The 25,885-nt window shown below is 60.2% G+C and carries 26 protein-coding genes; 6 read left to right on the top strand and 20 right to left on the bottom strand.

Annotation, left to right across the window (positions count from 1 at the left end; all coding sequences use genetic code 11):
• Positions 1-81: 81 nt before the first annotated feature.
• Positions 82-309 (bottom strand): twin-arginine translocase TatA/TatE family subunit, encoded by a 228-nt coding sequence (gene tatA / locus AKV04_RS02485; protein ID WP_156317316.1) that lies wholly within the window; start codon positions 307-309, stop codon positions 82-84.
• Between the two features lie 164 nt (positions 310-473).
• Here tatA and AKV04_RS02480 point away from each other — a divergent pair, with 164 nt between their 5' ends.
• Positions 474-1,163, top strand: coding sequence for a helix-turn-helix transcriptional regulator (locus tag AKV04_RS02480; RefSeq protein WP_054004890.1), 690 nt, complete (start codon positions 474-476; stop codon positions 1,161-1,163).
• Between the two features lie 17 nt (positions 1,164-1,180).
• Here the strand turns inward: AKV04_RS02480 and AKV04_RS02475 are convergent, their stop codons facing one another.
• Together AKV04_RS02475 and AKV04_RS02470 are read right to left on the bottom strand one after the other, a co-directional pair.
• Complete coding sequence (locus tag AKV04_RS02475) at positions 1,181-2,281, bottom strand: ABC transporter ATP-binding protein (RefSeq protein WP_156317315.1); 1,101 nt, start codon at positions 2,279-2,281, stop codon at positions 1,181-1,183.
• Positions 2,282-2,338: 57 nt separating this feature from the next.
• A complete protein-coding gene (locus tag AKV04_RS02470; protein WP_054004888.1) occupies positions 2,339-3,115 on the bottom strand; it encodes an SDR family oxidoreductase in 777 nt (258 codons plus the stop codon).
• A gap of 182 nt (positions 3,116-3,297) precedes the next feature.
• On the opposite strand from AKV04_RS02470, the gene AKV04_RS02465 reads away from it, so the two are divergent.
• From AKV04_RS02465 to AKV04_RS02445, 5 genes are all read left to right on the top strand, one after another.
• Positions 3,298-4,314: a Hint domain-containing protein gene (locus AKV04_RS02465; RefSeq protein WP_054004887.1), complete on the top strand. Its 1,017-nt coding sequence runs from the start codon at positions 3,298-3,300 to the stop codon at positions 4,312-4,314.
• A gap of 32 nt (positions 4,315-4,346) precedes the next feature.
• Complete coding sequence (locus tag AKV04_RS02460; protein ID WP_054004886.1) at positions 4,347-5,945, top strand: peptide chain release factor 3; 1,599 nt, start codon at positions 4,347-4,349, stop codon at positions 5,943-5,945.
• A gap of 64 nt (positions 5,946-6,009) precedes the next feature.
• Positions 6,010-6,906 carry a DMT family transporter gene (locus AKV04_RS02455; RefSeq protein WP_235815513.1) on the top strand — a complete coding sequence of 299 codons (897 nt, stop codon included), beginning with the start codon at positions 6,010-6,012 and terminating at the stop codon, positions 6,904-6,906.
• A gap of 199 nt (positions 6,907-7,105) precedes the next feature.
• Entirely contained in the window at positions 7,106-8,614 is a 1,509-nt protein-coding gene (gene amaB / locus AKV04_RS02450; RefSeq protein WP_202905546.1) for an L-piperidine-6-carboxylate dehydrogenase, read from the top strand.
• Positions 8,615-8,772: 158 nt separating this feature from the next.
• Complete coding sequence (locus AKV04_RS02445) at positions 8,773-10,428, top strand: DEAD/DEAH box helicase (protein ID WP_054004884.1); 1,656 nt, start codon at positions 8,773-8,775, stop codon at positions 10,426-10,428.
• 71 nt (positions 10,429-10,499) lie between these two features.
• On the opposite strand, the gene AKV04_RS02440 is transcribed toward AKV04_RS02445, so the two are convergent.
• The 17 genes from AKV04_RS02440 to AKV04_RS02360 form a co-directional block, all read right to left on the bottom strand.
• Positions 10,500-12,176 (bottom strand): ribonuclease J, encoded by a 1,677-nt coding sequence (locus AKV04_RS02440; RefSeq protein ID WP_054004883.1) that lies wholly within the window; start codon positions 12,174-12,176, stop codon positions 10,500-10,502.
• Positions 12,173-12,946: a type III pantothenate kinase gene (locus tag AKV04_RS02435; RefSeq protein ID WP_054004882.1), complete on the bottom strand. Its 774-nt coding sequence runs from the start codon at positions 12,944-12,946 to the stop codon at positions 12,173-12,175. Before AKV04_RS02435 ends, AKV04_RS02440 begins: the two co-directional genes overlap by 4 nt.
• A 10-nt stretch (positions 12,947-12,956) precedes the next feature.
• Positions 12,957-13,715: a biotin--[acetyl-CoA-carboxylase] ligase gene (locus tag AKV04_RS02430; protein WP_156317314.1), complete on the bottom strand. Its 759-nt coding sequence runs from the start codon at positions 13,713-13,715 to the stop codon at positions 12,957-12,959.
• Positions 13,705-15,141, bottom strand: a complete 1,437-nt coding sequence (gene nuoN / locus AKV04_RS02425; RefSeq protein WP_054004880.1) for an NADH-quinone oxidoreductase subunit NuoN — start codon at positions 15,139-15,141, stop codon at positions 13,705-13,707. Before nuoN ends, AKV04_RS02430 begins: the two co-directional genes overlap by 11 nt.
• Positions 15,142-15,153: 12 nt before the next feature.
• Positions 15,154-16,677 (bottom strand): NADH-quinone oxidoreductase subunit M, encoded by a 1,524-nt coding sequence (locus AKV04_RS02420; RefSeq protein ID WP_054004879.1) that lies wholly within the window; start codon positions 16,675-16,677, stop codon positions 15,154-15,156.
• Between the two features lie 4 nt (positions 16,678-16,681).
• Positions 16,682-18,793 (bottom strand): NADH-quinone oxidoreductase subunit L, encoded by a 2,112-nt coding sequence (gene nuoL, locus AKV04_RS02415; protein ID WP_235815512.1) that lies wholly within the window; start codon positions 18,791-18,793, stop codon positions 16,682-16,684.
• Positions 18,794-18,797: 4 nt separating this feature from the next.
• Positions 18,798-19,103 carry an NADH-quinone oxidoreductase subunit NuoK gene (nuoK, locus tag AKV04_RS02410; protein WP_054004878.1) on the bottom strand — a complete coding sequence of 102 codons (306 nt, stop codon included), beginning with the start codon at positions 19,101-19,103 and terminating at the stop codon, positions 18,798-18,800.
• A 108-nt stretch (positions 19,104-19,211) separates the two neighbouring features.
• Positions 19,212-19,826 carry an NADH-quinone oxidoreductase subunit J gene (locus AKV04_RS02405; protein ID WP_054004877.1) on the bottom strand — a complete coding sequence of 205 codons (615 nt, stop codon included), beginning with the start codon at positions 19,824-19,826 and terminating at the stop codon, positions 19,212-19,214.
• Positions 19,823-20,233, bottom strand: coding sequence for a carboxymuconolactone decarboxylase family protein (locus AKV04_RS02400; protein ID WP_054004876.1), 411 nt, complete (start codon positions 20,231-20,233; stop codon positions 19,823-19,825). Before AKV04_RS02400 ends, AKV04_RS02405 begins: the two co-directional genes overlap by 4 nt.
• Positions 20,234-20,238: 5 nt before the next feature.
• Positions 20,239-20,742 carry an NADH-quinone oxidoreductase subunit NuoI gene (nuoI, locus tag AKV04_RS02395; RefSeq protein WP_054004936.1) on the bottom strand — a complete coding sequence of 168 codons (504 nt, stop codon included), beginning with the start codon at positions 20,740-20,742 and terminating at the stop codon, positions 20,239-20,241.
• A gap of 2 nt (positions 20,743-20,744) precedes the next feature.
• On the bottom strand, positions 20,745-21,782 hold the full coding sequence (gene nuoH / locus AKV04_RS02390; protein ID WP_054004875.1) for an NADH-quinone oxidoreductase subunit NuoH: 1,038 nt from the start codon (positions 21,780-21,782) through the stop codon (positions 20,745-20,747).
• Positions 21,783-21,825: 43 nt separating this feature from the next.
• Positions 21,826-22,227, bottom strand: coding sequence for a hypothetical protein (locus AKV04_RS02385; protein ID WP_054004874.1), 402 nt, complete (start codon positions 22,225-22,227; stop codon positions 21,826-21,828).
• A gap of 3 nt (positions 22,228-22,230) precedes the next feature.
• Positions 22,231-24,240, bottom strand: a complete 2,010-nt coding sequence (nuoG, locus tag AKV04_RS02380; RefSeq protein ID WP_054004873.1) for an NADH-quinone oxidoreductase subunit NuoG — start codon at positions 24,238-24,240, stop codon at positions 22,231-22,233.
• A 4-nt stretch (positions 24,241-24,244) separates the two neighbouring features.
• A complete protein-coding gene (locus AKV04_RS02375) occupies positions 24,245-24,748 on the bottom strand; it encodes a DUF3291 domain-containing protein (RefSeq protein ID WP_054004872.1) in 504 nt (167 codons plus the stop codon).
• Entirely contained in the window at positions 24,745-25,152 is a 408-nt protein-coding gene (locus AKV04_RS02370; protein ID WP_156317313.1) for a DUF5333 domain-containing protein, read from the bottom strand. Before AKV04_RS02370 ends, AKV04_RS02375 begins: the two co-directional genes overlap by 4 nt.
• 107 nt (positions 25,153-25,259) lie before the next feature.
• On the bottom strand, positions 25,260-25,574 hold the full coding sequence (locus tag AKV04_RS02365; protein WP_054004870.1) for a hypothetical protein: 315 nt from the start codon (positions 25,572-25,574) through the stop codon (positions 25,260-25,262).
• The gene (locus AKV04_RS02360; protein ID WP_156317312.1) at positions 25,574-25,885 is read right to left on the bottom strand and encodes a hypothetical protein; all 312 of its coding nucleotides are present in this window, start codon (positions 25,883-25,885) and stop codon (positions 25,574-25,576) included. Before AKV04_RS02360 ends, AKV04_RS02365 begins: the two co-directional genes overlap by 1 nt.

Below are 25,885 nucleotides of genomic sequence, written 5' to 3'. Positions count from 1 at the left end.
CTAAAGCAAGCCCCTTCGCGGCACCCGGCCCTAATGGCCTCTCGTCAGACAGACATCAGATCACAGCAAAAGCCGCAAGCCTCAGACCTTGTCTTTATCGGCCTCAACTGGCGCTTCGGCGGGCGTTACATCGCGCGCAGCCTTGGCCGCCGCTTCTTTTTCAATCTCAGAGGTGCCATCCGACACGCCCTTCTTGAACGCCGTGATGCCGCGACCAAACTCGCCCATCAGGTTCGAGACTTTGCCTTTGCCAAACAGCACAAGCACAACAATCGCCACCACCAGCAGGTGCAACGGGCTTAGATGCATGATCAATCCTCCATAAAGCCGCCTCTGCGGCAGGTCTGGCACTGACTTAGGCAGGGAACCCGGCGGAATGAAACCGGAAATTCCTGTAAACCGCCGCTATTCTCCGCTATAGCTGACAGCTATATGTCAGTTGCTCTTGTCGAAAAATCCAGCGATAGAAGCCCATGCGCCGCACCGACCGCCTGTTTGACCTGATCCAGATCCTGCGCGATGGCCGTTTGCACCGCGCGTCCGAGATATCGACGCGGCTGGGCGTCTCGATCCGCACGATCTGGCGTGACATGAACACGCTGATGGCCTCGGGGCTTCCGGTCGAAGGCGAGCGCGGCGTTGGCTACATCCTGCGCGCGCCGATCACCCTGCCGCCGATGATCCTGAATGCAGTGGAATTAGAGGCGCTGCGGCTTGGATTGCGCCTTGCGGCCGAAGGGCCCGAGGCGACACTTGCCAAAGCCGCCCGCGCTTTGGCCAAGCGTATTGCGGCAGTGACGCCTGCGCCCACGCACGACCCCGGCGATCTGTTCGCCTTCCCCGGCCCCACCGATAACCGCGCGCCGAAACACCTGCCCGCGCTGCGCCGCGCCATCAAGGCCCATGAACGCGTCGCCATCACCTATATCGACCCGCGTGGCACCGAGAGCCACCGCGACATCCGGCCGCTGGCACTGGAAAAACACGCGAAAATCTCTACCCTCGCGGCGTTTTGTGAGGCGCGCGGTGATTTCCGCAGCTTTCGTGTTGATCGTATCGTGGCGGTGACCCTGACGGGCGAACGTTACCCGGACGAGCCCGGTCGCACCCTGCCCGACTACCGCGCGCGGCTGGACGCTGAGACGATTCGCGATCCAGCTTAACGCAGCGTGCCCAAGATTTAGCTGGCCGGAAACACATAACAGCGATCCCGTCGGATCATCAGCCACAACGGCGTCTCGGCTTTCGGCAAAAACACCCCCGGCACCGAGGCCGTCAGGATCGAGCCGTCAAACTCCATGCGAAATTCCACAAGGCTGGCATGGCCCAAATACCGCGCCCGCTGCACCACGCCGCGTGCGGGCGTGCCTTCGGACATCGTCGGATACGGCCCGCGCCCCGCCCGGTCAAAGTCGATTTTCAGATGCTGCGGGCGGATCACGATATCCACCTCGCCGCCATCGGCATGGCCCGGCGTCAGAAATGCCCCGAACGGCGTTTCGGTCAGCGCGCCCCGGGAGGTGCCCCGTATCACATTGATATCACTGAAGAAAGCTGCCGCCGCCCGATCCACCGGCGCGTTATAGACGTTATAGGGTGCGCCGCGCTGCACAATCTTGCCATCCCGCATCAGCGCTATCTCGTCCGCCATCCGCATCGCTTCTTCCGGCTCGTGCGTCACCAGCAACACCGCAGCCCCCTCGGCCTTCAGCACCTCGAGCGTTGCATCGCGGATGCCATCGCGCAACCGATTGTCGAGGCCAGAAAACGGCTCGTCCATCAGCATCACGCGCGGACGCGGTGCCAAAGCCCGCGCCAAGGCCACGCGCTGCTGCTCACCGCCCGAAAGCTCATGCGGGTGCTTCACACCAAAGCCGGAAAGGTTCACCTTTTCAAGCAGTTCATCGACACGCCGCATCTTGGCAGCCTTGTCGCCCGCCAGCCCAAACGCCACATTCCCCGCCACGGTCAAATGCGGAAACAGGGCGAAATCCTGAAACATCAGCCCAACGCCGCGCGCTTCGGGCGGCAGGTTCCCCCCCGGCCCGAACACCTCTTGGCCGTCAATCAGAATCCGCCCCTGATCCGGGGTTTCCACCCCTGCAATCATCCGCAGCGTGGTCGATTTCCCACAGCCCGACGGCCCCAGCAGGCACATCACCTGCCCAGCCGCCACCTGCAACGACACGTCAGAAACCACCGCCCGCCCGCCAAATGAGCGGGTAAGCCCCAGCGCTTCCAGACGTTCTGGCACTTCAAGGCGTTCAGATGCGGTGGCCATACTCATCCCGGCGATTTTTCCAGACTTCCCTACCAGCCGCCCCAAAGCACGACAAGTTCACATCGTCGCGTTCATCGCGCCGCCATCGAGCAAGATGTTCTGCCCGACCATATAGCCCGCATACTGGCTGCACATAAACGCACAGGTTGCGCCGAACTCTGTCGCCGTGCCGTAGCGCCGCGCCGGGATCTCTGCCGCACGCTCCGCCTGCGCTTGCTCCATGGTGATGCCGCGCGCTTTCATCACGCCGGTATCCAGCGACACCGCGCGATCGGTTGCATGAATACCGGGCAGCAAATTATTGATAATAACACCAAATGGCGCAACCTGCCGCGAAGTACCCCCCACATACCCCGTCAACCCCGCTCGCGCCGCGTTCGACAACCCCAGTTGCGGGATCGGCGATTTCACCGATTGCGAGGTGATGTTCACCACCCGACCCCAGCCTTTGGCAATCATCCCCGGCAGCAGCGCTTTCATCAGCGCAATCGGCGTCAGCATATTGGCATCCAGCGCTTTGATGAAATCCGCACGCTCCCAATCCGACCAGATCCCCGGAGGTGGGCCGCCCGCATTGGTCACCAGAATATCCACCGACCCCGCCGCCGACAGCACCGCCGCACGCCCGTCTTCCGAGGTAATGTCAGCCGCAACCGCCACCACATTCACGCCAAATTTGCGCAACTCGGCTGCCGTCGCCTCCAGCGCCTCAGCCCCGCGCGCGTTGATCACCAGATTGACCCCGGCTTCCGCCAAAGCCATCGCACAGCCACGACCCAAGCCCTTTGACGCCGCACAGACCAGTGCCCGTTTGCCTTTGATCCCCAAATCCATCGCCACATCTCCTTCATTTGCGCCAGCCTAGCAGCCGATGCAGCGGGGTGTAAGCCAAAGCAATCACATCAAATCCAGTGCCCAGCCAAAATTTAACCCTAATTTTGGTCTCTACTGGCTTGAGCCGCCGCCCCAGCGCGGTTCATATGCAGACTTAACCATTATTCGGTAGCCTTCACAGCATGACAGCCAAACAAACCCAAACCGCACCCGGCCACGCCTGCCAAGTTCTGGCAGCCGATGCGATTTATGTGATCAACGGGGTGAATATGGGTGACGGCTTGATGGGCCCGGAGGAGGTCTGCCCCGGCGATCTTTACGCGCTGGATGAAAGCCAAAAGCCCTTGCGGCTTGTGGTGACGCGCGCCGAGGGCCAACAGCGGGTGGGCGCGGGCTCGGCCGTGGGCCAAGTCGGCGATGCTTTGCTGTTTGAGGCGCGCTATACGATGATGAGCAGCGACGGCGATCAGGTCGATTTGGTGCTGATCTCACTGCCGGATGGCGCGCGGTTTGTGCTGCCACTGTCGCCAATGGCGGGCTTAAACGACTACACGTTGCTGAAAATTGACGACGCGCCGCAAGACACCGGGCTGGCTGACCTTTTGTGCGTGTCCTTCGCGCGCGGCACCATGATCACCCTCGCTTCGGGTCAGCAGCGTGCGATTGAGTCGCTACAGATCGGGGATAAGGTTCTCAGCCGCGATCATGGCGGGCAGGAAATCCGCTGGATCGGCTCCACCACCCTGCGCGCGGTGGGGGCCTTTGCCCCGGTGGTAATCACTGCGGGCACTTTGGGCAATTCCGGCGATCTTTTGGTCAGCCAGCACCACCGGATGTTTCTCTATCAACGCCAGCGCAGCGCAGGGCTGCCCACATCCGAGCTGTTGGTGCAGGCGCGCTATCTGGTGGATCATAAATCTGTTTTCATCCAAGAAGGCGGCTTTGTCGATTTCTTCAGCATCGTGTTTGATCACCACGAAATCATCTATGCGGAAGGCGTGCCTGCCGAAAGCCTGATGGTCAATGATGCCACCGTGAACCGCCTGCCGGTGGAACTGGCCGAGGATGTGAAGGCGCGCTTCCCCGGCCTCAGCCAGAACCAGCATTTCGGCACCGAAGCGGGTCGGCAATTTCTCGATTCCATCGGGCCAGAGGCTTTGTTCAAAACACCCCGCACCGTGCCTGCGCGGCAACGGTAGACGTTACGGTTGCTTTCGGCTAAAGCCCGCGCATGCTTGACAATCGCGCCCCCCTTCCGCCCGAAATCGCCCGCCGCCGGACCTTTGCGATCATTTCGCACCCCGACGCTGGCAAAACCACGCTCACCGAAAAATTCCTGCTGTTTGGGGGGGCCATTCAGATGGCGGGCCAAGTGCGCGCCAAGGGCGAAGCCCGCCGCACCCGCTCGGATTTCATGAAGATGGAGCAAGAGCGCGGGATTTCTGTGTCTGCCTCGGCTATGTCGTTCGATTTCCGGCAGTATCGCTTCAATCTGGTCGATACCCCCGGCCACTCGGATTTTTCCGAAGACACCTACCGCACTTTGACCGCTGTTGACGCTGCGATCATGGTGATTGACGGTGCGAAAGGCGTCGAAAGTCAGACGCAAAAGCTGTTCGAGGTCTGCCGGATGCGCGACCTGCCGATCCTGACCTTCTGTAACAAGATGGACCGGGAATCGCGGGATACTTTTGATATCATTGATGAAATCCAAGAGAATCTGGCGATTGATGTGACGCCCGCCTCTTGGCCCATCGGGATGGGTCGCGATTTCGTCGGCGCTTATGACCTGCTACACGACCGATTGGAAATCATGGACCGCGCCGACCGCAATAAGGTCGCGGAAACCATCCAGATCTCTGGCCTTGATGACCCGAAACTGGCGGATCACATTGCGCCCGAGCAGTTGAAGAAACTGCGCGAAGAGCTTGAAATGGCGAAAGCTTTGCTGCCCGCCTTTGACCGCGCGGCTTTCCTGAACGGCTCGATGACGCCGATCTGGTTTGGCTCGGCGATCAACTCGTTTGGCGTGAAGGAATTGATGGACGGCATGGGCGAATATGGCCCCGAGCCGCAACCGCAAAAGGCCAAAGAACGCCAGATTGACCCAGAAGAACAAACGGTTACAGGTTTTGTCTTCAAGGTGCAGGCCAATATGGACCCCAAGCACCGTGACCGCGTCGCCTTCGTGCGCATGGCCTCGGGGCATTTTCAGCGCGGCATGAAACTGCTGCATGTGCGCAGCAAAAAGCAAATGGCCATCGCCAACCCGGTGATGTTCCTCGCTGCTGACCGCGAACTGGCCGAGGAAGCTTGGGCTGGCGACATCATCGGCATCCCGAACCACGGCCAGCTGCGGATTGGCGATGCACTGACCGAGGGTGAGGCCCTGCGCTTTACCGGCATCCCGTCGTTTGCGCCGGAGCTGTTGCAAGTGGTGCGCGCAGGCGATCCGATGAAGGCCAAGCATCTGGAAAAGGCGCTGATGCAATTCGCCGAAGAAGGCGCTGCGAAAGTGTTCAAACCGATGATCGGCTCGGGCTTTATCGTCGGCGTGGTCGGGCCGTTGCAGTTTGAGGTTTTGGCCAGCCGGATCGAGCAAGAATACTCCCTGCCCGTGCGGTTCGAGCCCAGTCAATTCACCTCCGCACGCTGGGTGTCGGGGGCCAAGGCCGAGGTCGAAAAATTCGTCAACGTCAACAAGGGTCATATCGCCTTGGACAATGACGGCGACACGGTTTTCCTGACCCGCCTGAAATGGGACATCGACCGCATTGAGCGCGATTATCCCGAAGTGAAGTTAACGGCGACGAAAGAAATGATGGTTTAGGCGCCGCAGTTCTTGCAATGTTCCTGATATCTGCCTAAAACTCCGGCAAAATTCGGAGATCACAATGGCCCTGCCCCTGCATGAACTCGCAGCCCTTGGCACCGCGACCTGCTGGGCCACCACGGGGCTGTTTGCCGCCGATGCGGTGCGCAGCCTTGGCGCGTTTCACTTCAACCTGATCCGGCAGGTGTTCGTCACCCTGCTGCTGGGGCTGATCGTGCTGGCGACAGGCGGCTTCGGCGTGCCGGATAGCGCAGCCCTGCTGACCCTCGCGGTCTCGGGCGTGATCGGCATCCTGCTTGGCGACACACTGAACTTCGCAGCCGTCGGCCGCATCGGCCCCCGTCGTGCGGGTGCGGTGTTCGCGCTGAACGCCCCGATGGCCGCGCTGATGGGCTGGGCGCTGTTGGGCGAGGCGCTGCCGTGGCGCGCCATCGTCGGCATCGGCCTGACTGCCAGTGGCGTGGCCTTGGCCATCCTCGGCCGCCCTAGCGCTAATGCGCATCGGCTGGAAACCCTGCAAGGCACTGCAATCATTGGCGTCCTGTTCGGCCTTGGCGCCGCTTTCGGCCAAGCCGCAGGTTCACTGATCGCCCGCCCGGTGATGATGGCGGGGATGGACCCTTACCTCGCCTCGTTGTTCCGGGTTGGCGCTTCGGGTCTTGCGATGGGTGCCCTCGCCGCCACCCCATTGGCCCCGCCGACGCCAGAATTCAGCCGCAAGCCGCTGCTCTGGACCGCTGCCACCGCCTTTATCGGCTTGCTGGTTGGCATGACGTTGTTCCTTTATGCGCTGCAAGGCTCGCAAACCGGCATCATCGCGACACTTTCGGCGACCTCTCCCGTGATCATCCTACCCTTGCTGTGGCTGCGCACGGGGCAGCGCCCGACCGCCCTCAGTTGGGCAGGTGCTGCATTGGCGGTGCTGGGGCTTGGCCTTATCTTTTCGCGTTTGGGTTAAATTTTTCCACCGGACAGCTTGCTGTTTTTCGCCGGAGACCTTGGGCGATCCGCAGGGAATTGCCCTACATAATGCCAGATGATTCCGGCGATATGCTTTAAATTCGCAGCACACCCGCAATGCCCCCGCTCAGCCGCCCCCTTGCGCGCGCTCGCGTAGGTCTGCTTATTGCGCCAAATTCCTGCAAAACGAGGCCATGATGTCGCTGAATACCGAAGTGCAAACCCTGCTGGCTCAGCTTGGCGTCACCCCAAAAGTCGGCCCGATGCCGACCCGCACCCCGATCACGGGTGAATCGCTTGGCCCCATCGCCGAACATTCCGCCGCCGAGGCAGAAGCCGCGATCCAAGCCGCCCACCGCGCCTATCGCGAGTGGCGCAATGTGCCCGCGCCGCAGCGTGGCGAATTGGTGCGGCTTTTGGGTGAGGAGCTGCGCGCCAACAAGGCCGCTTTGGGCCGTTTGGTGTCGATAGAGGTCGGCAAGGTGGTGTCCGAGGGTTTGGGCGAAGTGCAGGAGATGATCGACATCTGCGACTTCGCCGTGGGTCTGTCGCGGCAGCTTTACGGCTATACGATTGCGTCCGAGCGCCCCAGCCACCGCATGATGGAAACCTGGCATCCCATTGGTGTCATTGGGGTTATTTCGGCGTTCAACTTCCCGGTCGCGGTGTGGTCGTGGAATACGGCGCTGGCTTTGGTCTGCGGCAATGCGGTGGTTTGGAAGCCGTCCGAGAAGGCCTCGCTCTCGGCCCTCGCCGCCCACGCCCTGCTGGAACGCGCCCTGAAACGTTTCGCGGATGCGGGCCATCACGCCCCCGAGGGCCTGTCGAGCCTGCTGATCGGTGGCCGCGCTTTGGGTGAGGCTTTGGTTGATAGCCCCAAGGTCGCACTGGTTTCCGCCACCGGATCGACCCGGATGGGCCGCGAGGTTGGCCCGAAAGTCGCCGCCCGCTTTGGCCGCTCTCTTTTGGAACTTGGCGGCAACAACGCCGCTATTGTCACCCCCTCGGCCGATCTTGACCTGACCCTGCGCGGCGTGGCGTTTTCCGCGATGGGCACAGCGGGCCAGCGCTGCACCACCCTGCGCCGCCTGTTTCTGCACGACAGCATTTACGACGCTTTCCTGCCCCGCCTGAAAGCCGCCTATGCGAGCGTGAAAGTCGGCAACCCCTTGGAAGCCGGCGTGCTGATCGGCCCTCTGATTGATGACGGCGCATTGGACGGTATGGCGAAGGCACTGGACCAAGCCCGCGCCGCTGGCGGTACCGTGCATGGTGGCGCGTCGGTGACGGGTCTGGGCGGAGCCTACGCGCATCCGGCTCTGGTTGAGATGCCTGCGCAAATCGGCCCCGTGGGGCATGAAACCTTTGCGCCGATCCTTTATGTGATGCGTTACAAGGACTTCGACGACGTTCTTGAGAAACACAATGAAGTACCCCAGGGCCTGTCCTCGTCGATCTTCACCAATGATCTGCGCGAGGCTGAGGCTTTTCTCTGTGCCCGTGGTTCCGATTGTGGCATTGCCAACGTCAATATCGGCCCTTCGGGTGCCGAAATCGGCGGCGCGTTTGGCGGCGAAAAGGAAACCGGTGGCGGGCGTGAAAGCGGGTCGGATGCGTGGAAGGCCTATATGCGCCGCGCCACCAACACCATTAACTACGGCACCACTTTGCCACTGGCGCAGGGTGTGAGCTTCGATATCGGCTAAAACAGGCGGGGTAAACCGCCGTTTTATCCACAATCCTTGACCTTCCGCGCGTATTCCGCTATGCGCGCGGAAGGGCCGTAGCGCCCAGACGCCGGGGCGCCCGGAAAAGCAGCGTCCCTTCATTTCATGCGGGCCGAACCCGCATCATTAGGACGCAGATGACCAAATTCTCAGATCTCGCGCTGGACCCCCGCGTGCTCAAGGCCGTGGCGGAAGCCGGCTACGAAACCCCAACTCCGATCCAAGCCCAAGCCATCCCGCACGCCTTGCAAGGCAAAGACGTGCTGGGCATCGCCCAAACCGGCACTGGCAAGACCGCCAGCTTCGTGCTGCCGATGGTGACTTTGCTGGGCCAAGGCCGCGCCAAAGCCCGGATGCCGCGCTCACTGGTGCTATGCCCTACCCGCGAACTCGCAGCACAAGTAGCGGAAAACTTTGAAACTTACGCCAAATACACCAAGCTGACCAAAGCTTTGCTGATCGGCGGCGTGTCGTTTGGTGAACAAGACAAGCTGATTGACCGTGGCGTTGACGTGCTGATCGCCACACCGGGCCGCCTGCTCGATCACCACGAGCGCGGCAAACTGTTGCTGACCGGCGTGCAGATCATGGTAGTGGATGAGGCCGACCGGATGCTCGACATGGGTTTCATCCCGGATATTGAGCGCATCTTCAGCCTGACGCCGTTCACCCGGCAGACCTTCTTCTATTCCGCCACCATGGCACCGGAAATTGAGCGGATCACCAACACCTTCCTGTCAAATGCGGTCAAGATCGAAGTCGCGCGGCAGGCCACGGCGTCGCTAACGATTGAGCAAAAGCTGATCCAGTTCACGCCGTCGCGCAAGGATAAGAGCTTCGCCGAAAAGCGCGCTGTGCTGCGGGCGCTGATCAAGGCCGAGGGTGAGACCTGCACCAACGCGATCATCTTCTGCAATCGCAAGATGGATGTCGATGTGGTCTCGAAGTCGTTGAAACAGCATGGCTTTAATGCCTCGCCGATCCATGGTGATCTTGATCAATCGGTGCGCACCAAGACTTTGGACGGCTTCCGCGACGGCTCCGTGCATTTGCTGGTCGCGTCGGATGTGGCAGCGAGAGGCCTTGATATCCCCGCCGTCAGCCATGTGTTCAACTTTGACGTGCCGTCGCATCCGGAAGATTACGTCCACCGCATTGGCCGCACCGGTCGGGCTGGGCGTTTGGGCAAAGCCTATTCGATCGCGGTGCCATCGGATGACAAATATATCAACGCGATTGAAGCGCTGGTGAAACAGCCGATTCCGCGTGGCGAAGTGCCAGAAGGTGCGCTGGAAGGCGCGTCGGATGCGCCTGAGCGCGCCCGCGAAGACCGGTCTTCCGCATCGCCACGCAGCCGCAGCGGTCGTGGTCCGCGCGAGCGTGGCTCGCGTGAGGACAAGCCAGTGGAAGCCGTTTCTGTTGCGGCACCGGTTGTGGAAGCGGCGGCTGAGCAACCTGTCCGCGTTGAACAAACCGCCCGCCCCGAGCGCACAGAGCGCCCGCGTCGCGAAGATGATCGCCGTTCCGAGCCGCGTGGCGAGCAACGCGCAGAAGGTCGCCCGGACAGCCGATTTTCCGAGGGCCGTTCTGAACAGCGCCACGAACCCCGCGCCGATACCCGCAATGAACCCCGCCGCGATGATCGTCGCGACTATCGTGGTGGCCGCGACAATGGCGAGCGTGTGGTGGGCATGGGTGATCATATGCCCGATTTCCTGCTGCGCAGCTTTGCGATCACCACCAGCACGGCGGATGAACCCGAAGACGCTCCGGCGACCGGCACCGAAGGCTAAGGCTTTCCCCACAATAAAAAAAAGGGCCTCGCAATCTGCGAGGCCCTTTGCATTTCAGCGCCTTACTGGCTTTATTCAGCGGCGAGACGGCTGACTACCACGATCACCTCGGGCTTTTTACCAATCTCTTCCATCGAGACTTGACGGACGATCTTGCGCAAAGCCTCGTCCATCTTGTCATCGTTCGACAGTAGCTTGCGGCCGGCGCCATCAAGGAATTCGGTCAGCTCGGTTTCCAGCACCTCCGCCAAGTTCCGCCCGCCTTTGCCAGTTTCCGGCAGGCCCATCAACTCGACCCAAGCCTCGCCCAAGGGTTGATCCTGCTCGTCCATGATCACCGTCACCATCGCGAGACCATTCAACGCCATGCGAATACGGTTGCGCACCACGCCGTCCAGCGCGCCGATCAACACGGAACCGTCTAGGTAGGTGCGGCCAGCCTCGATATGCTCGGCCAGTTTCGGCACATCGCCAGTAATGTCCATCATCATGCCGTTGGTGACGACCGCCGAGGCGATGCCAGCCTCAAGCCCAATGCGGGCATGTTCGCGCAGGTGGCGGTGCTCGCCATGCATCGGGATCAGCATATCGGGCAGGAACAAGCGATGCACATGCTCTAGGTCCGGGCGGTTGGCGTGGCCGGACACATGATAAAGACCGTTGTTATCATCAACGATATCTACGCCTTTTTCAGAAAGCGCGTTCACAATCGCATAGACGCCGCGTTCATTGCCGGGGATGATTTTGGAGGAGAACAGGAACGTATCTCCCTCTTTCAGCTCGATCCCCAGATACTTGCCACGGCTTAGCTGTGCCGAGGCCGCGCGGCGTTCGCCCTGTGATCCCGTCACGATCAGCATCAGGTTCTTGCGCGGCACTTCCAGCGCTTGTTCTGGCGTGATCACTGGCGGGAAGTCTTTCAGCACGCCAGATTCTTCCGCCGCCGACACCATCCGTTTCATCGCCCGGCCCAAAAGGCAGACCGAGCGATCCGCCATCCGGCCCGCTTCGGCCAAGGTTTTCAGGCGGGCGACGTTAGATGCAAACGTGGTCGCCACAACCATGCCGCCCGCCGATTTGATCAGCTCGGCAATCGGGGCTTTCAGCGTGCTTTCCGAGCGACCTTCATGCAGCGAAAATACGTTGGTGCTGTCGCACATCAGCGCCTTGATCGGGCGCTCGGCAGCAATCGCCTCCATCACCGCATCATCCCAGCCTTCGCCGACAATCGGCGTGGCATCGCGCTTGAAATCGCCGGAGTGGAAAATCCGACCCGCAGGCGTGTCGATCACAAGGCCACCGGATTCCGGGATCGAGTGTGCCACAGGCACGAACTGCACCTTGAACGGCCCAGCCTCAACCGTGTGTGGGCGCGATTCAACCGTGGTGATGGCATCTTTCGGCAGGCCATATTCTTCAAACTTCAGCCGCCCGATGGTGGCGGTAAATTTGCGCGCATAGATCGGTTTGCGCAATGACGGCCATAGATGCGCCAAAGCGCCGATATGGTCTTCATGCGCATGGGTGATGAAAATCGCCTCTAGCCGATCGAGTTTATCGGCCAGCCACGAGATATCCGGCATGATCAGATCGACGCCCGGCGAGGTATCCATATCCGAGAACGCCACGCCGAGATCGACCAAGATCAGCCGCTCGCGCCCCTTCGGGCCATAGCCGTAAACATAAGCGTTCATGCCGATTTCGCCGGCCCCGCCCAATGGTAGATAGATCAGCCGCTCACCGCTCATGCCGTTTCCTTGTTGTGGTTGTTGATGAGGACAAGGCCATGCATGGTCAGATCGTCCTCAACCTTGTGAAATAGCTCAGTTCCCTGAGCAAACAATGATGCCAGGCCGCCGGTGGCAATTACTTTCATCCCAAGATCACGCTCGCGGCGCACTTCCCGGACGATGCCTTCGATCAAGCCAATGTAGCCCCAATACACGCCCGACTGCATACAAGCCACCGTATTCGTGCCGATCACCCTTGCAGGCTTGGCGATGTCGATATGCGGCAGGGCGGCGGCGGCCATATGCAGCGCCTCAAGACTGAGGTTAACGCCGGGGGCGATGACGCCGCCGACGTAAGCGCCGTCGTGATCCACCACGTCGAAGGTGGTGGCGGTGCCGAAATCGACCACGATCAGATTGCCGCCGTGGCGATCAAAACCTGCCACCGTATTGACCAAACGGTCGGGGCCAACGGTCGTTCCCTGATCCACCCGAGGCGGCACCGGCAGGTTACATTCCGGCTTGCCCACCACCAGCGGGCGACAGTCGAAATAACGGCTGCACAGCACGCGCAGGTTAAACACCACGCGCGGCACCGTGCTGCTGATGATGGCCTCGGTGATCTGCGCTTCGGTTTTGGTCAGCATCAGCAGGCTGGAGAGCCAGACGAAATACTCATCCGCCGTGCGCTTGTGATCGGTGGCGATGCGCCAGGTGGTGATGAACTTTTCGCCGTTCCAGATGGAAAACACGGTGTTGGTGTTGCCGCAGTCGATAGCCAGAAGCATGGCGCGCCCCTTAGAAGAACACCTCTGCCGCAGGGATTGCGACAGGGCCGGAGGACATCCGCAGGATCAGATTTCCCGCAGGATCAATGGTCTCAAACACGCCCTCGCGGGTTTGGGTGCCGGTGCGGGCGCGGATGGTGTCACCAAGCCGCGCGGCATGGCTTAACCATTCCTGACGCAAGGCGGTGAAACCTTGGTTAACAAAAGCCGCCTCCCACGCCGCATAGGCCGGGGCGAGGGCATCAAGGAACGCCTCGGGCGTAATGCGCAGTCCGGTCTCATTCAGCAGGCTGACCGGGATCACCGCCCCCGGCTCCACCGCCGACACATCCGGCGCGCCAATCAGATTAACGCCGATGCCGATGGCGAGATCGAAGCCGCCGTGTTTGTTGGCAGAGCTTTCCAGCAAAATCCCCGCCACTTTGCCGCCGTTCAGCAGCACGTCATTCGGCCATTTCAGCGCGAAAGCGCCGGGCAGTCCAGTTATGGATACAAAGGCATCGCGCAGCGCGAGGCTGGCGGCAAAGCTGCGCAGGGCGATTCGCTCGGGCGGCTCACTCGGGTGCAGCAGGAGCGTTCCGTAGAAATTACCCCGTGGAGAGGCCCAAGGCCGCGCCCGCCTGCCCCGGCCAGCGGTTTGCTCCAGCCCCAAAAACCACGCAGGCCCCGGTATCTCCGGGGCCATGCGCAAGGCAAAAGCATTGGTGCTATCGACCGTTTGCAGGACGTGGCGCGCCACACTTGCGGGCCATGTCGGTTTAGCCGACAAGCGCTTGCGCCGCAGTCTGCGCCACCGCTTCAATGCCGAACAGGTTGACGACACCCAGCAGCATCACCGCCGCCACCGCCACCAGCATTAGCCATTGCACCGGGACCATCCGGCTGGAAGCACCCTCGGTGTCACGACCGAAATACATGAAGAACACGATCCGCAGGTAGTAGAACGCGCCGATCACTGAGGCCACCGCCCCCGCCAGCGCCAGCCATGTCATGCCCGCATCGACGGCAGCTTTCAGCACATAGAACTTCCCGAAAAAGCCCAGCATCGGCGGCACGCCCGCCAAACTGAACATCAGGATCAGCACGGCAAGCGCCTTCAAAGGCTCACGTTTTGAGAACATGTTCAGGCTGTCGATATCGCTGATCGACTTGCCGTCCTTCTCCAGCGACATGATGAAGGCGAAGGTACCGAGGTTCATGGTGACGTAAATCGCCATATAGATCAGCATGGCTTGGACGCCCTCAACGGTGCCAGCGGCCAGACCGACCAAGGCATAGCCCATATGCGCGATCGAAGAATAGGCCATCAGCCGCTTGATATCGCGCTGCCCGATGGCGGCAACAGCCCCAAGGAACATCGACAGCACGGCGAGCGCCGCCAGAACCTGCCCCCACTGCGCCGGGATGGCACCGAAAGCATCGAACACCACGCGGGCGATCATCGCCATCGCGGCGGCTTTCGGGGCGGTGGCGAAGAAGGCCGTCACGGGTGTGGGCGCACCTTCATAGACGTCCGGCGTCCACATATGGAACGGAGCCGCAGACACCTTGAACGCCATACCCGCAATCAGGAACACCAGACCGATCACCAGACCAAGTTGCACCTCTCCGCCCAAGGTGGAGAGAATGCCGCTGAACAAGGTGGTGCCTGCAAAGCCGTAGACCAGCGACGCCCCGTAGAGCAGCAAGCCCGAGGACAGCGAGCCGAGGACGAAATACTTCAACCCGGCTTCGGTCGATTTCGCATCATCGCGACGCATCGCAGCCACGACGTAAAGCGCCAAGGATTGCAGTTCCAGCCCCAGATACAGCAGCATCAGATCGCCCGCCGACACCATGAACATCATGCCGATCACCGCCAGCGCCACAAGGATCGGATATTCAAACCGCCCCATGTCGTTGCGCGCAAGGTAGTCTTGCGACATCAGCAGCACACCCGCCGCCGACAGCAGGATCACCACTTTGGCAAAGCGCGCGAAGGCGTCGTCAATGAACATGCCACCGAAGGCCACATTCGCGCCATCACCCGCAAAGCCGATATAGGCGGCCAGCGCCACGAACACCCCTGCGGTGGCCCAAGTCACAGCGCCTGTCAGCGCATCTTTGCTCGCGTAAACACAACCCAGCAGCGCTGCCATCGCGTAAAGCGCCAGCAAAACCTCGGGCAGGACGATATGAAAGTCTAAAGCGTTCATCTGGTCTGTCCCTTAGTTCGCAGCAAAGGCCGTCACGGCCGTTTGGTAGTTATCAACAAGCGCCTTCACCGATGGCCCGATGATATCGGTCACCAGCGCCGGATAGACGCCAAGCAGCAAGGTCATCACGATCAGCGGCGCGAAGATCGCGCGCTCACGGCGGCTCATGTCTTGGATGGTCGCGAGGGCTTCTTTCACCAGAGCACCGAAGGCGACGCGGCGATACAGGTAAAGCCCGTAAGCTGCCGAGAAGATCACGCCCGAAGTGGCGACGGCTGCAACCCAAGTGTTGACTTGGAAGATCCCGGCCAGCACGAGGAATTCGCCGACGAAACCGGAAGTGCCCGGAAGGCCGACATTGGCCATGGTGAAGAACATGAACACCAAAGCATAGGCGGGCATCCGGTTCACCAAGCCACCATAGGCGTCAATCTCGCGGGTGTGCATCCGGTCATAAATCACGCCAACACACAGGAACATCGCGCCCGAGATAAAGCCGTGGCTGATCATCTGGAAAATCGCGCCATCCACGCCTTGTTGGTTGGCCGTGAAAATCCCCATCGTCACATAGCCCATGTGCGCCACCGAGGAATAGGCGATCAGCTTTTTCATATCCGACTGCGCCAGCGCCACCAGCGAGGTATAGACGATGGCCGCCGCCGACATCCAGAACACCAGCCCCGACAGCACCTCTGACCCCACCGGGAACATCGGCAAGCTGAAGCGCAAAAAGCCGTAGCCGCCCATTTTCAACAGGATCGCCGCCAGCACCACAGAACCCGCCGTCGGGGCCTGAACGTGGGCATCGGGAAGCCAAGTATGCACCGGCCACATCGGCATTTTCACCGCAAAACTGGCGAAGAACGCAAGGAACAGCAGGGTTTGCAATCCGCCGGTAATACTCATCCCCAGCACCACCATCGGCGCAGAGTCGAACTTAAACGCCATCAGCGTCGGAATATCGGTGGTCTTCGCCGCCCAATACATCGCGATCATCGCAACCAGCATCAGCACCGAGCCGAGGAAGGTATAAAGGAAGAACTTGAACGCCGCATAAATGCGGTCCTTGCCGCCCCAGATGCCGATGATCAGGAACATCGGGATCAGACCGGCCTCGAAGAACAGATAGAACAGCACCAGATCGAGCGCCAAGAACACGCCGAGCATCAGCGTTTCCAAGAGCAGGAAGGCAATCATGTATTCCTTCACGCGGTCGGTCACCGACCAGCACGACAGAATGGTGATCGGCATCAGGAAGGTGGTCAGCATCACGAACAGGATCGAGATGCCATCGACGCCCAGCTTGTATTTCAGCCCGACGATCCAACTGGCCTCTTCGACAAACTGAAAGCCGGCGTTGCTGGCATCGAAGCCTTTCAGCACGAACAACGACACAATGAACGTCGCCGTAGTGGCGATCAATGCCAGCCATTTCGCGTTATTGGCGGTGGCCTCATTCGAGCCACGCAGGAACAGCGCCATGATGGCAGCGGCCACTGCGGGCAGGAAGATGATGATGGAAAGAAGGTAAGTCATGCTCTTAGTGCCCCACCGTAAGCGTCATCCAGGTCAACAGGGCAGCAATCCCCAGCACCATCGCGAAGGCATATGTAAAGACGTAGCCCGATTGCCAGCGCCCGGCGAGTTTGGTGAAGAACGGAATGATCCCCATCGCCACACCATTCAGCGCACCGTCAATCACCACACCGTCGCCCTTCTTCCACAGAAAATTGCCGAGCCAGAACGCGGGCTTCACGAAGATCACATTGTACAGCTCGTCAAAGTACCACTTGTTCAGCAGGAACAGATACAGAGGGCGCTGTTGTGCCGCGAGTTTGCCGGGCAATTCCGGGCTGCGGATGTAGAATTTCCACGCCAGCAGGAAGCCCAACACCATAGCGATGAAAGGCGAAACCTTGACCCAGTTCGGGGCCTCATGCGCGTGGTGCAGAACGTGGTTATCCGCGCCAAGATAGATCGCGCCTTTCGGAGCAATGCCCGGTTCCAGAGAAACGGAGGCAGCAGGCTCCGTGGTCGAAGCCACCTCGGCTGTCGCAGTCGCGTCAGCCACGGCTGCCGGGGCCTCTGCCGCCTCGGCCATCTCCTCATGCGCTGGTTCCATGTTGAACCACGCCCGCATCTTGGCCTCATCGCCGAAGAAGCTGTTGTACCAGACCATGCCAGCGAACACGGCACCCAAAGCCAGCAACCCCAACGGGATCAGCATCGTCGCCGGGCTTTCATGCGCATGATCATGGGCATGCGTGTCGCCCTTTGGCTTGCCGTAGAAGGTCATGAACATCAGCCGCCACGAGTAGAACGAGGTCATGAACGCCGCAATCACCAACAAAGTGAAGGCATAGTTCGAGCCAACCCAAGCGCTTTCAATCACTGCATCTTTCGACAGGAAACCAGCAAAACCGTAATGCGTCAGCGGAATCCCGACGCCAGTGATCGCCAAAGTGCCGATCATCATCGCCCAGAACGTCAGCGGGATCTTCTTCCTGAGGCCACCGTAATTGCGCATATCCTGCTCATGATGCATCGCGGTGATCACCGAGCCTGCGCCGAGGAACAGCATCGCTTTGAAGAACGCATGGGTGAACAGGTGGAACATCGCCACCGGATACATGCCAACGCCTGCGGCCACGAACATATAGCCCAGCTGCGAACAGGTCGAATAGGCGATCACCCGTTTGATGTCGTTCTGCACCAGACCCACCGTCGCCGCAAAGAACGCCGTGGTCGCCCCGATCACCACGATCATCGTCTTGGCATCCGGCGCGTATTCATACAAAGGCGACATCCGGCAGACCAGAAACACCCCCGCCGTCACCATGGTTGCTGCATGGATTAGCGCGGAAACCGGCGTCGGGCCTTCCATCGCGTCGGGCAACCAAGTGTGCAGGAACAGCTGCGCCGACTTACCACAAGCGCCGATGAACAAGAGCACACCGATCAGGTTGGCAGCATTCCAGTCGGTCCAGAGGAAATGCAGCTGCGTTTGTGCCAGTTGTGGCGCGGCTGCGAAAATCTCATCGAACTTGATGCTGTCGGTCAGGTAATACAGCGCGAAAATCCCCAGCGCGAAGCCGAAGTCGCCGACGCGGTTGACCACAAATGCCTTTATCGCGGCGGCATTGGCGCTTGGCTTGCGGTAGTAGAAACCGATCAAGAGGTACGAGGCAACGCCAACGCCCTCCCAGCCAAAGAACATCTGCACAAGGTTGTCCGAGGTGATCAGCGCCAGCATGGAAAAGGTAAAGAACGAGAGATAGGCAAAGAAGCGCGGGCGGTAGCTTTCACCCGGCGCCCAATTCTCATCATGCGCCATGTAGCCTTGCGAATAGAGATGCACGAGCGCGGACACCGAGTTCACCACCACCAGCATGATCGCCGACATCCGGTCCAGCCGGATGCCCCATTCGGTGGAAAGCGTGCCGCTTTCGATGAAGCGCAGCACGGTGATGTGCTGGGTATCACCCTGAAAGGTCAGGAAAATATACCACGACAGGATAGCGCCGACGAACAGCAGCAGTGTCGTCAGCCACGTCGCCGCCTTCTCGCCGATCAGCCGCCAGCCGAAACCGCAAAGGATTGCGCCCACCAAAGGTGCAAACAGAATAATCTGCGCGCTGAGTTGCATATCCATGATCTCAGCCCTTCATCACGTTAACATCTTCGACATCAATGGTGCCGCGGTTGCGGAAGAACACCACCAAGATCGCAAGGCCAATCGCAGCCTCTGCCGCCGCCACCGTCAGGATGAACATGGTGAACACCTGCCCGACCAGATCGCCAAGCTGCGACGAGAAGGCGACGAAGTTGATGTTGACCGCCAGCAGCATCAACTCGATCGACATCAGAATGACGATGACGTTCTTCCGGTTCAGAAAGATGCCAAAGATCCCGATGACGAACAAAGCCGCCGCCACAATCAGGTAATGTTCCAGTCCTACCATTTTCGTCCCTCCGGGTCGTTGCCCGTTACTCTCTTGGTGCAGGTTGCCCTGCGATAACTTCTCGAAATTCGCGCGAATTTCGTGCACGATTTCCGCGCAGAAATCGCTTTACAGCCCCTGCCCCGGTTTCGGGTCCATCAACTCCATCGCTTTCGCCGGGTCGCGCCACATCTGGTGCAGCACGTTCTGGCGTTTCACGTCCTTGCGGTGGCGCAGAGTCAAAAGGATCGCGCCGATCATCGCGACCAGCAAAACCAAAGCCGACAGTTGGAACAGAACCAAATATTTGTCATAGATCAGCAGGCCCAACGCGCGGGTGTTCTCCATCTGCGCAAGGTCCGGCGTGACCGCCGCGCGCAGACCCATCGCGCCATCGGCCTGCACCCAAGCGCCAACGCCCAGCACCAGTTGCATGATGATGATGACGCCGACCAGCAGGCCGAGAGGCATGTAGCGCGACATCTCGCCCTTCAACCCGGCAAAGTCGATGTCCAGCATCATCACCACGAACAGGAACAGCACCGCGACCGCGCCGACATAGACGATGATCAGCAGCATGGCGACGAATTCCGCGCCCAGCAGCACGAACAGCCCCGCCGAGGACAGGAAGGCCAAGATCAACCACAGCACCGAATGCACCGGATTTTTGCTGAGCGTCACCAGCAAACCCGCTGCAATGGTGACGGTGGAAAACGCGTAAAAGGCCAGATCTGCAACGCTCATGGCGCTTTCTCCTCGGTTTCAGCAAAGACCGCCTGAGCGGTTTCCAGTGCTTTTTGCATGGCGGGCACGCCGCCGAACATCGACATTTGCCAGATCACTTCGGCGATCTCGCGTTTGGTGGCCCCGGCGGCCAAAGCGTTCTTCACCGTCACCCGCATTTGCGGCTCACCGATTGGCCCCTGCACCGTCAAAGCGCCGATGGTGACCAGAAACCGGGTGCGGGCATCCAGACCCTCAGGGTTGAAGGTCTTGCCAAAGAACGCCTCCAGCATTTCCTTCGGCATCGCCGGGAACAGCTTTTCGAACGCCTTCACATCGACGCCCTCCAAACCCGGTGTGAAAGCCTGCGCCATCTTCTGGCCCTGCTCCATCATCTGCTTGAAGATCTGGTTGAATGCGTCTGTCATGCCATTCACCGGTACGGCGCGTCGAGTTCAAGATTGCGGGCAATCTCGGCTTCCCAACGTTCGCCATTCGCGAGCAGCTTATCTTTGTTGTAGAAAAGCTCCTCGCGGGTTTCGGTGGAAAATTCGAAATTCGGGCCTTCGACAATCGCATCCACCGGGCAGGCTTCCTGACAGAAACCGCAATAGATGCATTTGGTCATGTCGATGTCATAGCGCGTGGTGCGGCGCGAGCCATCTTCGCGCGGTTCCGCATCAATTGTGATCGCCTGCGCCGGGCAAATCGCCTCGCATAGCTTGCAGGCAATGCAACGTTCCTCGCCATTCGGATAGCGGCGCAACGCATGCTCACCGCGGAACCGGGGCGACAGCGGCCCCTTTTCATGCGGGTAATTCAGCGTGCTTTTCGGCGCGAAGAAATATTTGAAGCCAAGGCCAAAGCCCTTAATGAAGTCAAACAGCAGGAAATACTTCGCTGCGCGGCGGTAATCGGTTGTGCGTGCCGGACCCATGATCAGCCTCCCATCGTCCAGCGTGCCCAAAAGCCGCCGAACACTTCATATTTTGCCAAGAACGACACGATCACCACCCAGCCGAGCGACAGCGGCAGGAACACTTTCCAGCCAATCCGCATCAGCTGGTCATAGCGGTAGCGCGGCACGATCGCCTTCACCATGGCGAACATGAAGAAGAACACCCACATTTTGGCGACCATCCACCACCAGCCATCGGCGAGGCCGGGGATCGGCGACAGCCAGCCGCCGAAGAACAGCAAGGAGATCAGCGCGCACATCAGGAAGATCGCGATATATTCGCCGGCCATGAACAACAGATACGGGGTCGAGGAATATTCCACCATGAAGCCTGCAACGAGTTCGGATTCAGCCTCAGGCAAGTCGAACGGTGGGCGGTTGGTTTCGGCTAAGGCAGAGATGAAGAACAGCACCACCATTGGCAGATGCGGCAACCAATACCAGTTGAACAGGCCGAGATTGCCGGATTGGGCATGAACAATCGCCGAGAAGCTCATCGAACCGGTCGAAATGATGATGCCGATGATGATCAGGCCCAGCGAGACTTCATAAGAAATCATCTGTGCAGCCGAGCGCAAAGACCCTAGGAACGGATATTTCGAGTTCGACGCCCACCCGCCCATGATCACGCCGTAAACTTCCAGCGAGGACGCCGCGAACACGAACAGGATGGCCACGTTGATATCGGCCAGCACCCAGCCGCTATCAAACGGGATCACCGCCCACGCGAGGATCGCCAACACGAAACTCAGGATCGGGGCGAGGAAGAACACCGCGCGGTCAGCCCCTGCGGGGACCACGATTTCCTTCACCACATATTTCAGCGCATCCGCCACCGATTGCAGCAGGCCAAACGGCCCAACCACGTTCGGCCCCTTGCGCATCTGCACCGCCGCCCAGATTTTGCGGTCGCCGTAGACAAGGAACAGCAAGCTCAGCATCACAAAAGCAACGATGGCAAGGCTTTGCAGCGCGATCAACAGCGCGATTCCCAGCCCGGTTTGCAGAAAGTCAGCCATGATCCCTCACGTTCCCTTAACTTAAGCGGCCTTATCTTAGGCCTTAAACCGTCGGTATTCCCTGCGCACCACAATCGCGCACGGTCACTTCGGCATCTATCGTTTTCACACCGCGCGGCAGCGACGCCGAGATGGTGTAAACTGCATCCCCCCGCCAAACGCCAGCCTTTATCGCCACGTTCGTGCGCACATGACGCGCAAATCCAAAGCCCCGGATCAGCGCATATTGCGCCGCCGCACAGGCCGCATAAGCCGCCACATCTTTGTCATCCCGCGCGCCCGTCATCGCCACCCGGAAATTCACCAGATCGCCGTCGAGCAGGATCGTCTCAATCCCCTTATAGGCCGGGTTGAACGCGACATCGGCCTTAGGTTTCTCGCCTGCGCAAGCGAACAGACCGCCAAAGGCAGCCAATCCGATCAGAAGGGGGGCGAGAAGCCGCATGTCTTACTCCGCCGCCATCGGGGCTTTGGCGCGATCCGCTTCCATCGCCGCGAGTTCGCCCATCACTTTACTGGCGCGGGCAATCGGGTTGGTCAGATAGAAACCCTTGAACGCATTGCGGAACGTGGCCTTGCCCATATCGCGCAAAGCCACCGGCTGCCAGTCATTGCTAGGCACATGATCGACCATGCCGAGATGCGGATGCTGCGCGATAAGCGCGCGACGCAAAGCCGCAAGACTATCCCACGGCAGGGTCTTGCCGACTTCCGCCGAGAACGCCCGCAAGATCGCCCAGCCTTCTTTCGCCTCACCCGGAGCAAACCCCGCACGCTGCGCCAGTTGTGGCCGGCCTTCGGTGTTGACGAACAGCCCACTCTCTTCGGTGTAAGCCGCCGCCGGGAAGATAATATCGGCGCGGTTCGCACCCCGGTCGCCATGGCTGCCCTGATAGATCACGAACGGACCCGCCGCGATCTCAACTTCATCCGCGCCGAGGTTATAGATCACCTCAGCCCCATCCGTCGCAGCAGCCAGACCGCCCTCTGTCACGGCGCCGACATCCATCGCGCCGACGCGAGCCGCCGCGGTGTGCAAGACCAGCAACTTACCACCAGCGCCCTGCGCATAGGCCATCGCATGGGCCAGAACTGCTTCACCATCTGCCTCGTTCAGCGCCCCTTGGCCAACGATCACAATGGTATTCGGCTTCTCGGTCACTTTGCCAACCAGATCAGCCAAAGCGGCGCGATCCGTGCCCATATGCTTGTAATCATAGGTCAAATCGACCGCTTCGCCGATCAGCCCAACATTCGCGCCCGCCGACCACGCCTTGCGGATACGCGCGTTCAGAACCGGGGATTCAACGCGCGGATTGGTGCCAATCAGCAGGATCGACTTCGCGCTGTCGATATCCCCAATCGCTGCCGTGCCGACATAAGCCGAGCGATTGCCCATCGGCAACCGCGCGCCATCTGTGCGGGACTCGACCTTGCCACCCAGCGACTCGATCAAAGCCTTCAACGAATACGCCGCCTCAACCGAAGCCAGATCACCGACCAGACCAGCCACTTTTTTGCCCTTCACCGCTGCGGCGGCGAAAGCCAAAGCCTCACCCCAGCCCGCTTTGCGCAGACGACCGTTTTCACGGATGTAAGGCGTGTCCAGACGCTGACGGCGCAAGCCATCCCAGATGAAACGGGTCTTGTCCGATATCCATTCTTCATTCACGCCATCATGGTTGCGCGGCAGGATCCGCATCACTTCGCGGCCCTTGGTATCAACGCGGATGTTGCTGCCCAAAGCATCCATCACGTCGATGCTTTCGGTCTTGGTCAACTCCCACGGACGCGCGGTAAAGGCGTAAGGCTTTGATGTCAAAGCCCCCACCGGGCAAAGATCAATGATATTGCCTTGCAGGTTCGAATCCAGTGTGGCGTTCAGATACGAGGTGATCTCGGCATCCTCACCGCGCCCAGTCTGACCCATCTGCAAGATGCCCGCCACCTCCGAGGTAAACCGCACACAACGGGTGCAGGAAATGCACCGCGTCATCTTGGTTTCCACCAGCGGCCCAAGGTTCAAATCCTCAGACGCCCGTTTCGGCTCGCGGTAGCGGCTGAAATCGACGCCAAACGCCATCGCCTGATCTTGCAGATCACACTCGCCGCCCTGATCGCAGATCGGGCAATCGAGCGGGTGGTTGATCAGCAGAAATTCCATCACGCCCTCACGGGCTTTCTTCACCATCGGCGAAGTCGTCTTCACCAACGGGGCCTCACCATTCGGGCCGGGCCGCAGGTCGCGCACCTGCATCGCACAAGACGCCGCAGGTTTCGGCGGACCGCCGACGACCTCAACCAGACACATCCGGCAGTTGCCCGCAATCGTCAGCCGCTCGTGATAGCAGAACCGCGGAATGGCCACCCCTGCGACTTCCGCCGCCTGAATGATCGTCATCGCGCCATCGACTTCAACTTCGATCCCGTCGATGCTGATTTTCTTGAGGTTCGACATCCGCTTACTCCGCCGCCATTGGGGCACAGGACCGGATTTGCATCCCCTGCGCTTCTTTCAAATAAGACCAACCAAACGCCTGGTCCGTATCGCCGTTTGCTTGCACATCTGCAAGCCGCGCAAGGGCTTCTTCCAGCGAGGGTTTGTGCCCAACCGGCACCCACCACATCACGAAATGCATCTTGCCCAAAACCTCAAACCACTCGGCCCGGCGCTCGTAGAACACCCGATGCACGGTGCCAAACACGAAATTCTCCAGCGTTTCCGCCGTTTCCCAAACCGTCAGGTTTGAGACAAACTGCGGATCGCCGCCGATCTTGGCTTCGGTATTGCCGGTTCCCGGCTCGCCCGAACCTTCCATCATCCAAACGAACCCCGGCATGCGCTTGCCAAGCCCGTTCACCCGGTCCAAAGCGCCCATGAACTCCGCCACGCGCGGATCGTCGGTGGGGGCCAACAGGCGCCCCACGTTCAATTCGGCGAGATGATATCCGGGCATGTTGGTCATTTGTACGACCTCAGCAAACTGCCCGCGAGCGTGCCCTTGGCGATCTCATCGCGGCCAACTTTGCAGTAGCTTTCGACATCGCCATCAACCACGCCGGCCTGCTTAAGATAATCCGCCGCCAAGCCTTTGATGCGGGCCTTTTCGGTCTTATCCTTGCGGAAAGCTTCCACCTCGTCCTCGGTGTAGCCTTTGCCGCGCAGATAGGTCTTCAGCTCGTTCCACTTTGCCAGAACCGTGAACATTTTGGCGCTGATCGAGGGGCAGGTGTTGCGAATGGTGTCGCCAACCCGGACCGCCACCAAAGATTCGGTCACATGCGCATCTTTATTCAACGGCTCCAGCGCCAGCGCGGGGCTTGCCGCCATCACAGCAACCAGCGTCAAACTGCGGAAAATCTTCGTCATTTTGGCCTCCTTGGCATCAACTGCCCGGACCATATCCCGCGAAGCCCCTGATATCCCATGACAACACCGTGTCTTGTGCATGTTATCGCCCATCAAAGCCGCCCAGATCATGCGCAGCTCCCTTTGAACAGCCAAGCGCCGCCGGCGTAATGGCCGTAAGCCGCACGGTTCACCGATGCCCCACGCGAGGCACAAAACGCCTCTGCCGCGCGTTTCGCCTCAGCCCCTTCAAAATTGCCAAACCCGGCGCCATCCCGCGTCATCGCCAAAACCGCACCGCTTTCACTGGGCTGCAGATCAGCAATGTAAGACCGCCCCGCCAATTCCACCGCAACCGGGCCGCTTTCCGCCAAAGCCATCGGGCGCGCACCACTGACGCAAGCGCTCAGCCCCGCCATGCTGATCATCGCAAAGGCCCGCATCACTGGCAGCCCCCCGTAAAGATCAACTGGCCGTTGACCAGCTTGGATTTGGTGTTGCCCACCGCATAACCCTCGGAGGCACAAGCTTCCTTCACCAAGTCCCGGCCAATCTTGCGCTCATAAGACATCGAGCTGCCGTCGATCCGCCACACCCGCGCGTCGAACGGTCCAGCTTTACTCTCAGCCGTGATTTCTACCATATATTTGATGCCCTTATGCTCGGCAGGCACGTTCAACCCCGGATAAGCCTCGGCACCCGCATGAAGCGGAGCCAGAACCATCCCGAGTGCCAATGCCAAACCGAAACGCAT

Source organism: Cypionkella psychrotolerans, assembly GCF_001294535.1.
Taxonomy (GTDB): Bacteria; Pseudomonadota; Alphaproteobacteria; order Rhodobacterales; family Rhodobacteraceae; genus Cypionkella; species Cypionkella psychrotolerans.
The sequence above is the reverse complement of the archived record's forward strand: the minus strand, read 5'-3'. Positions and strand labels throughout refer to the sequence as shown.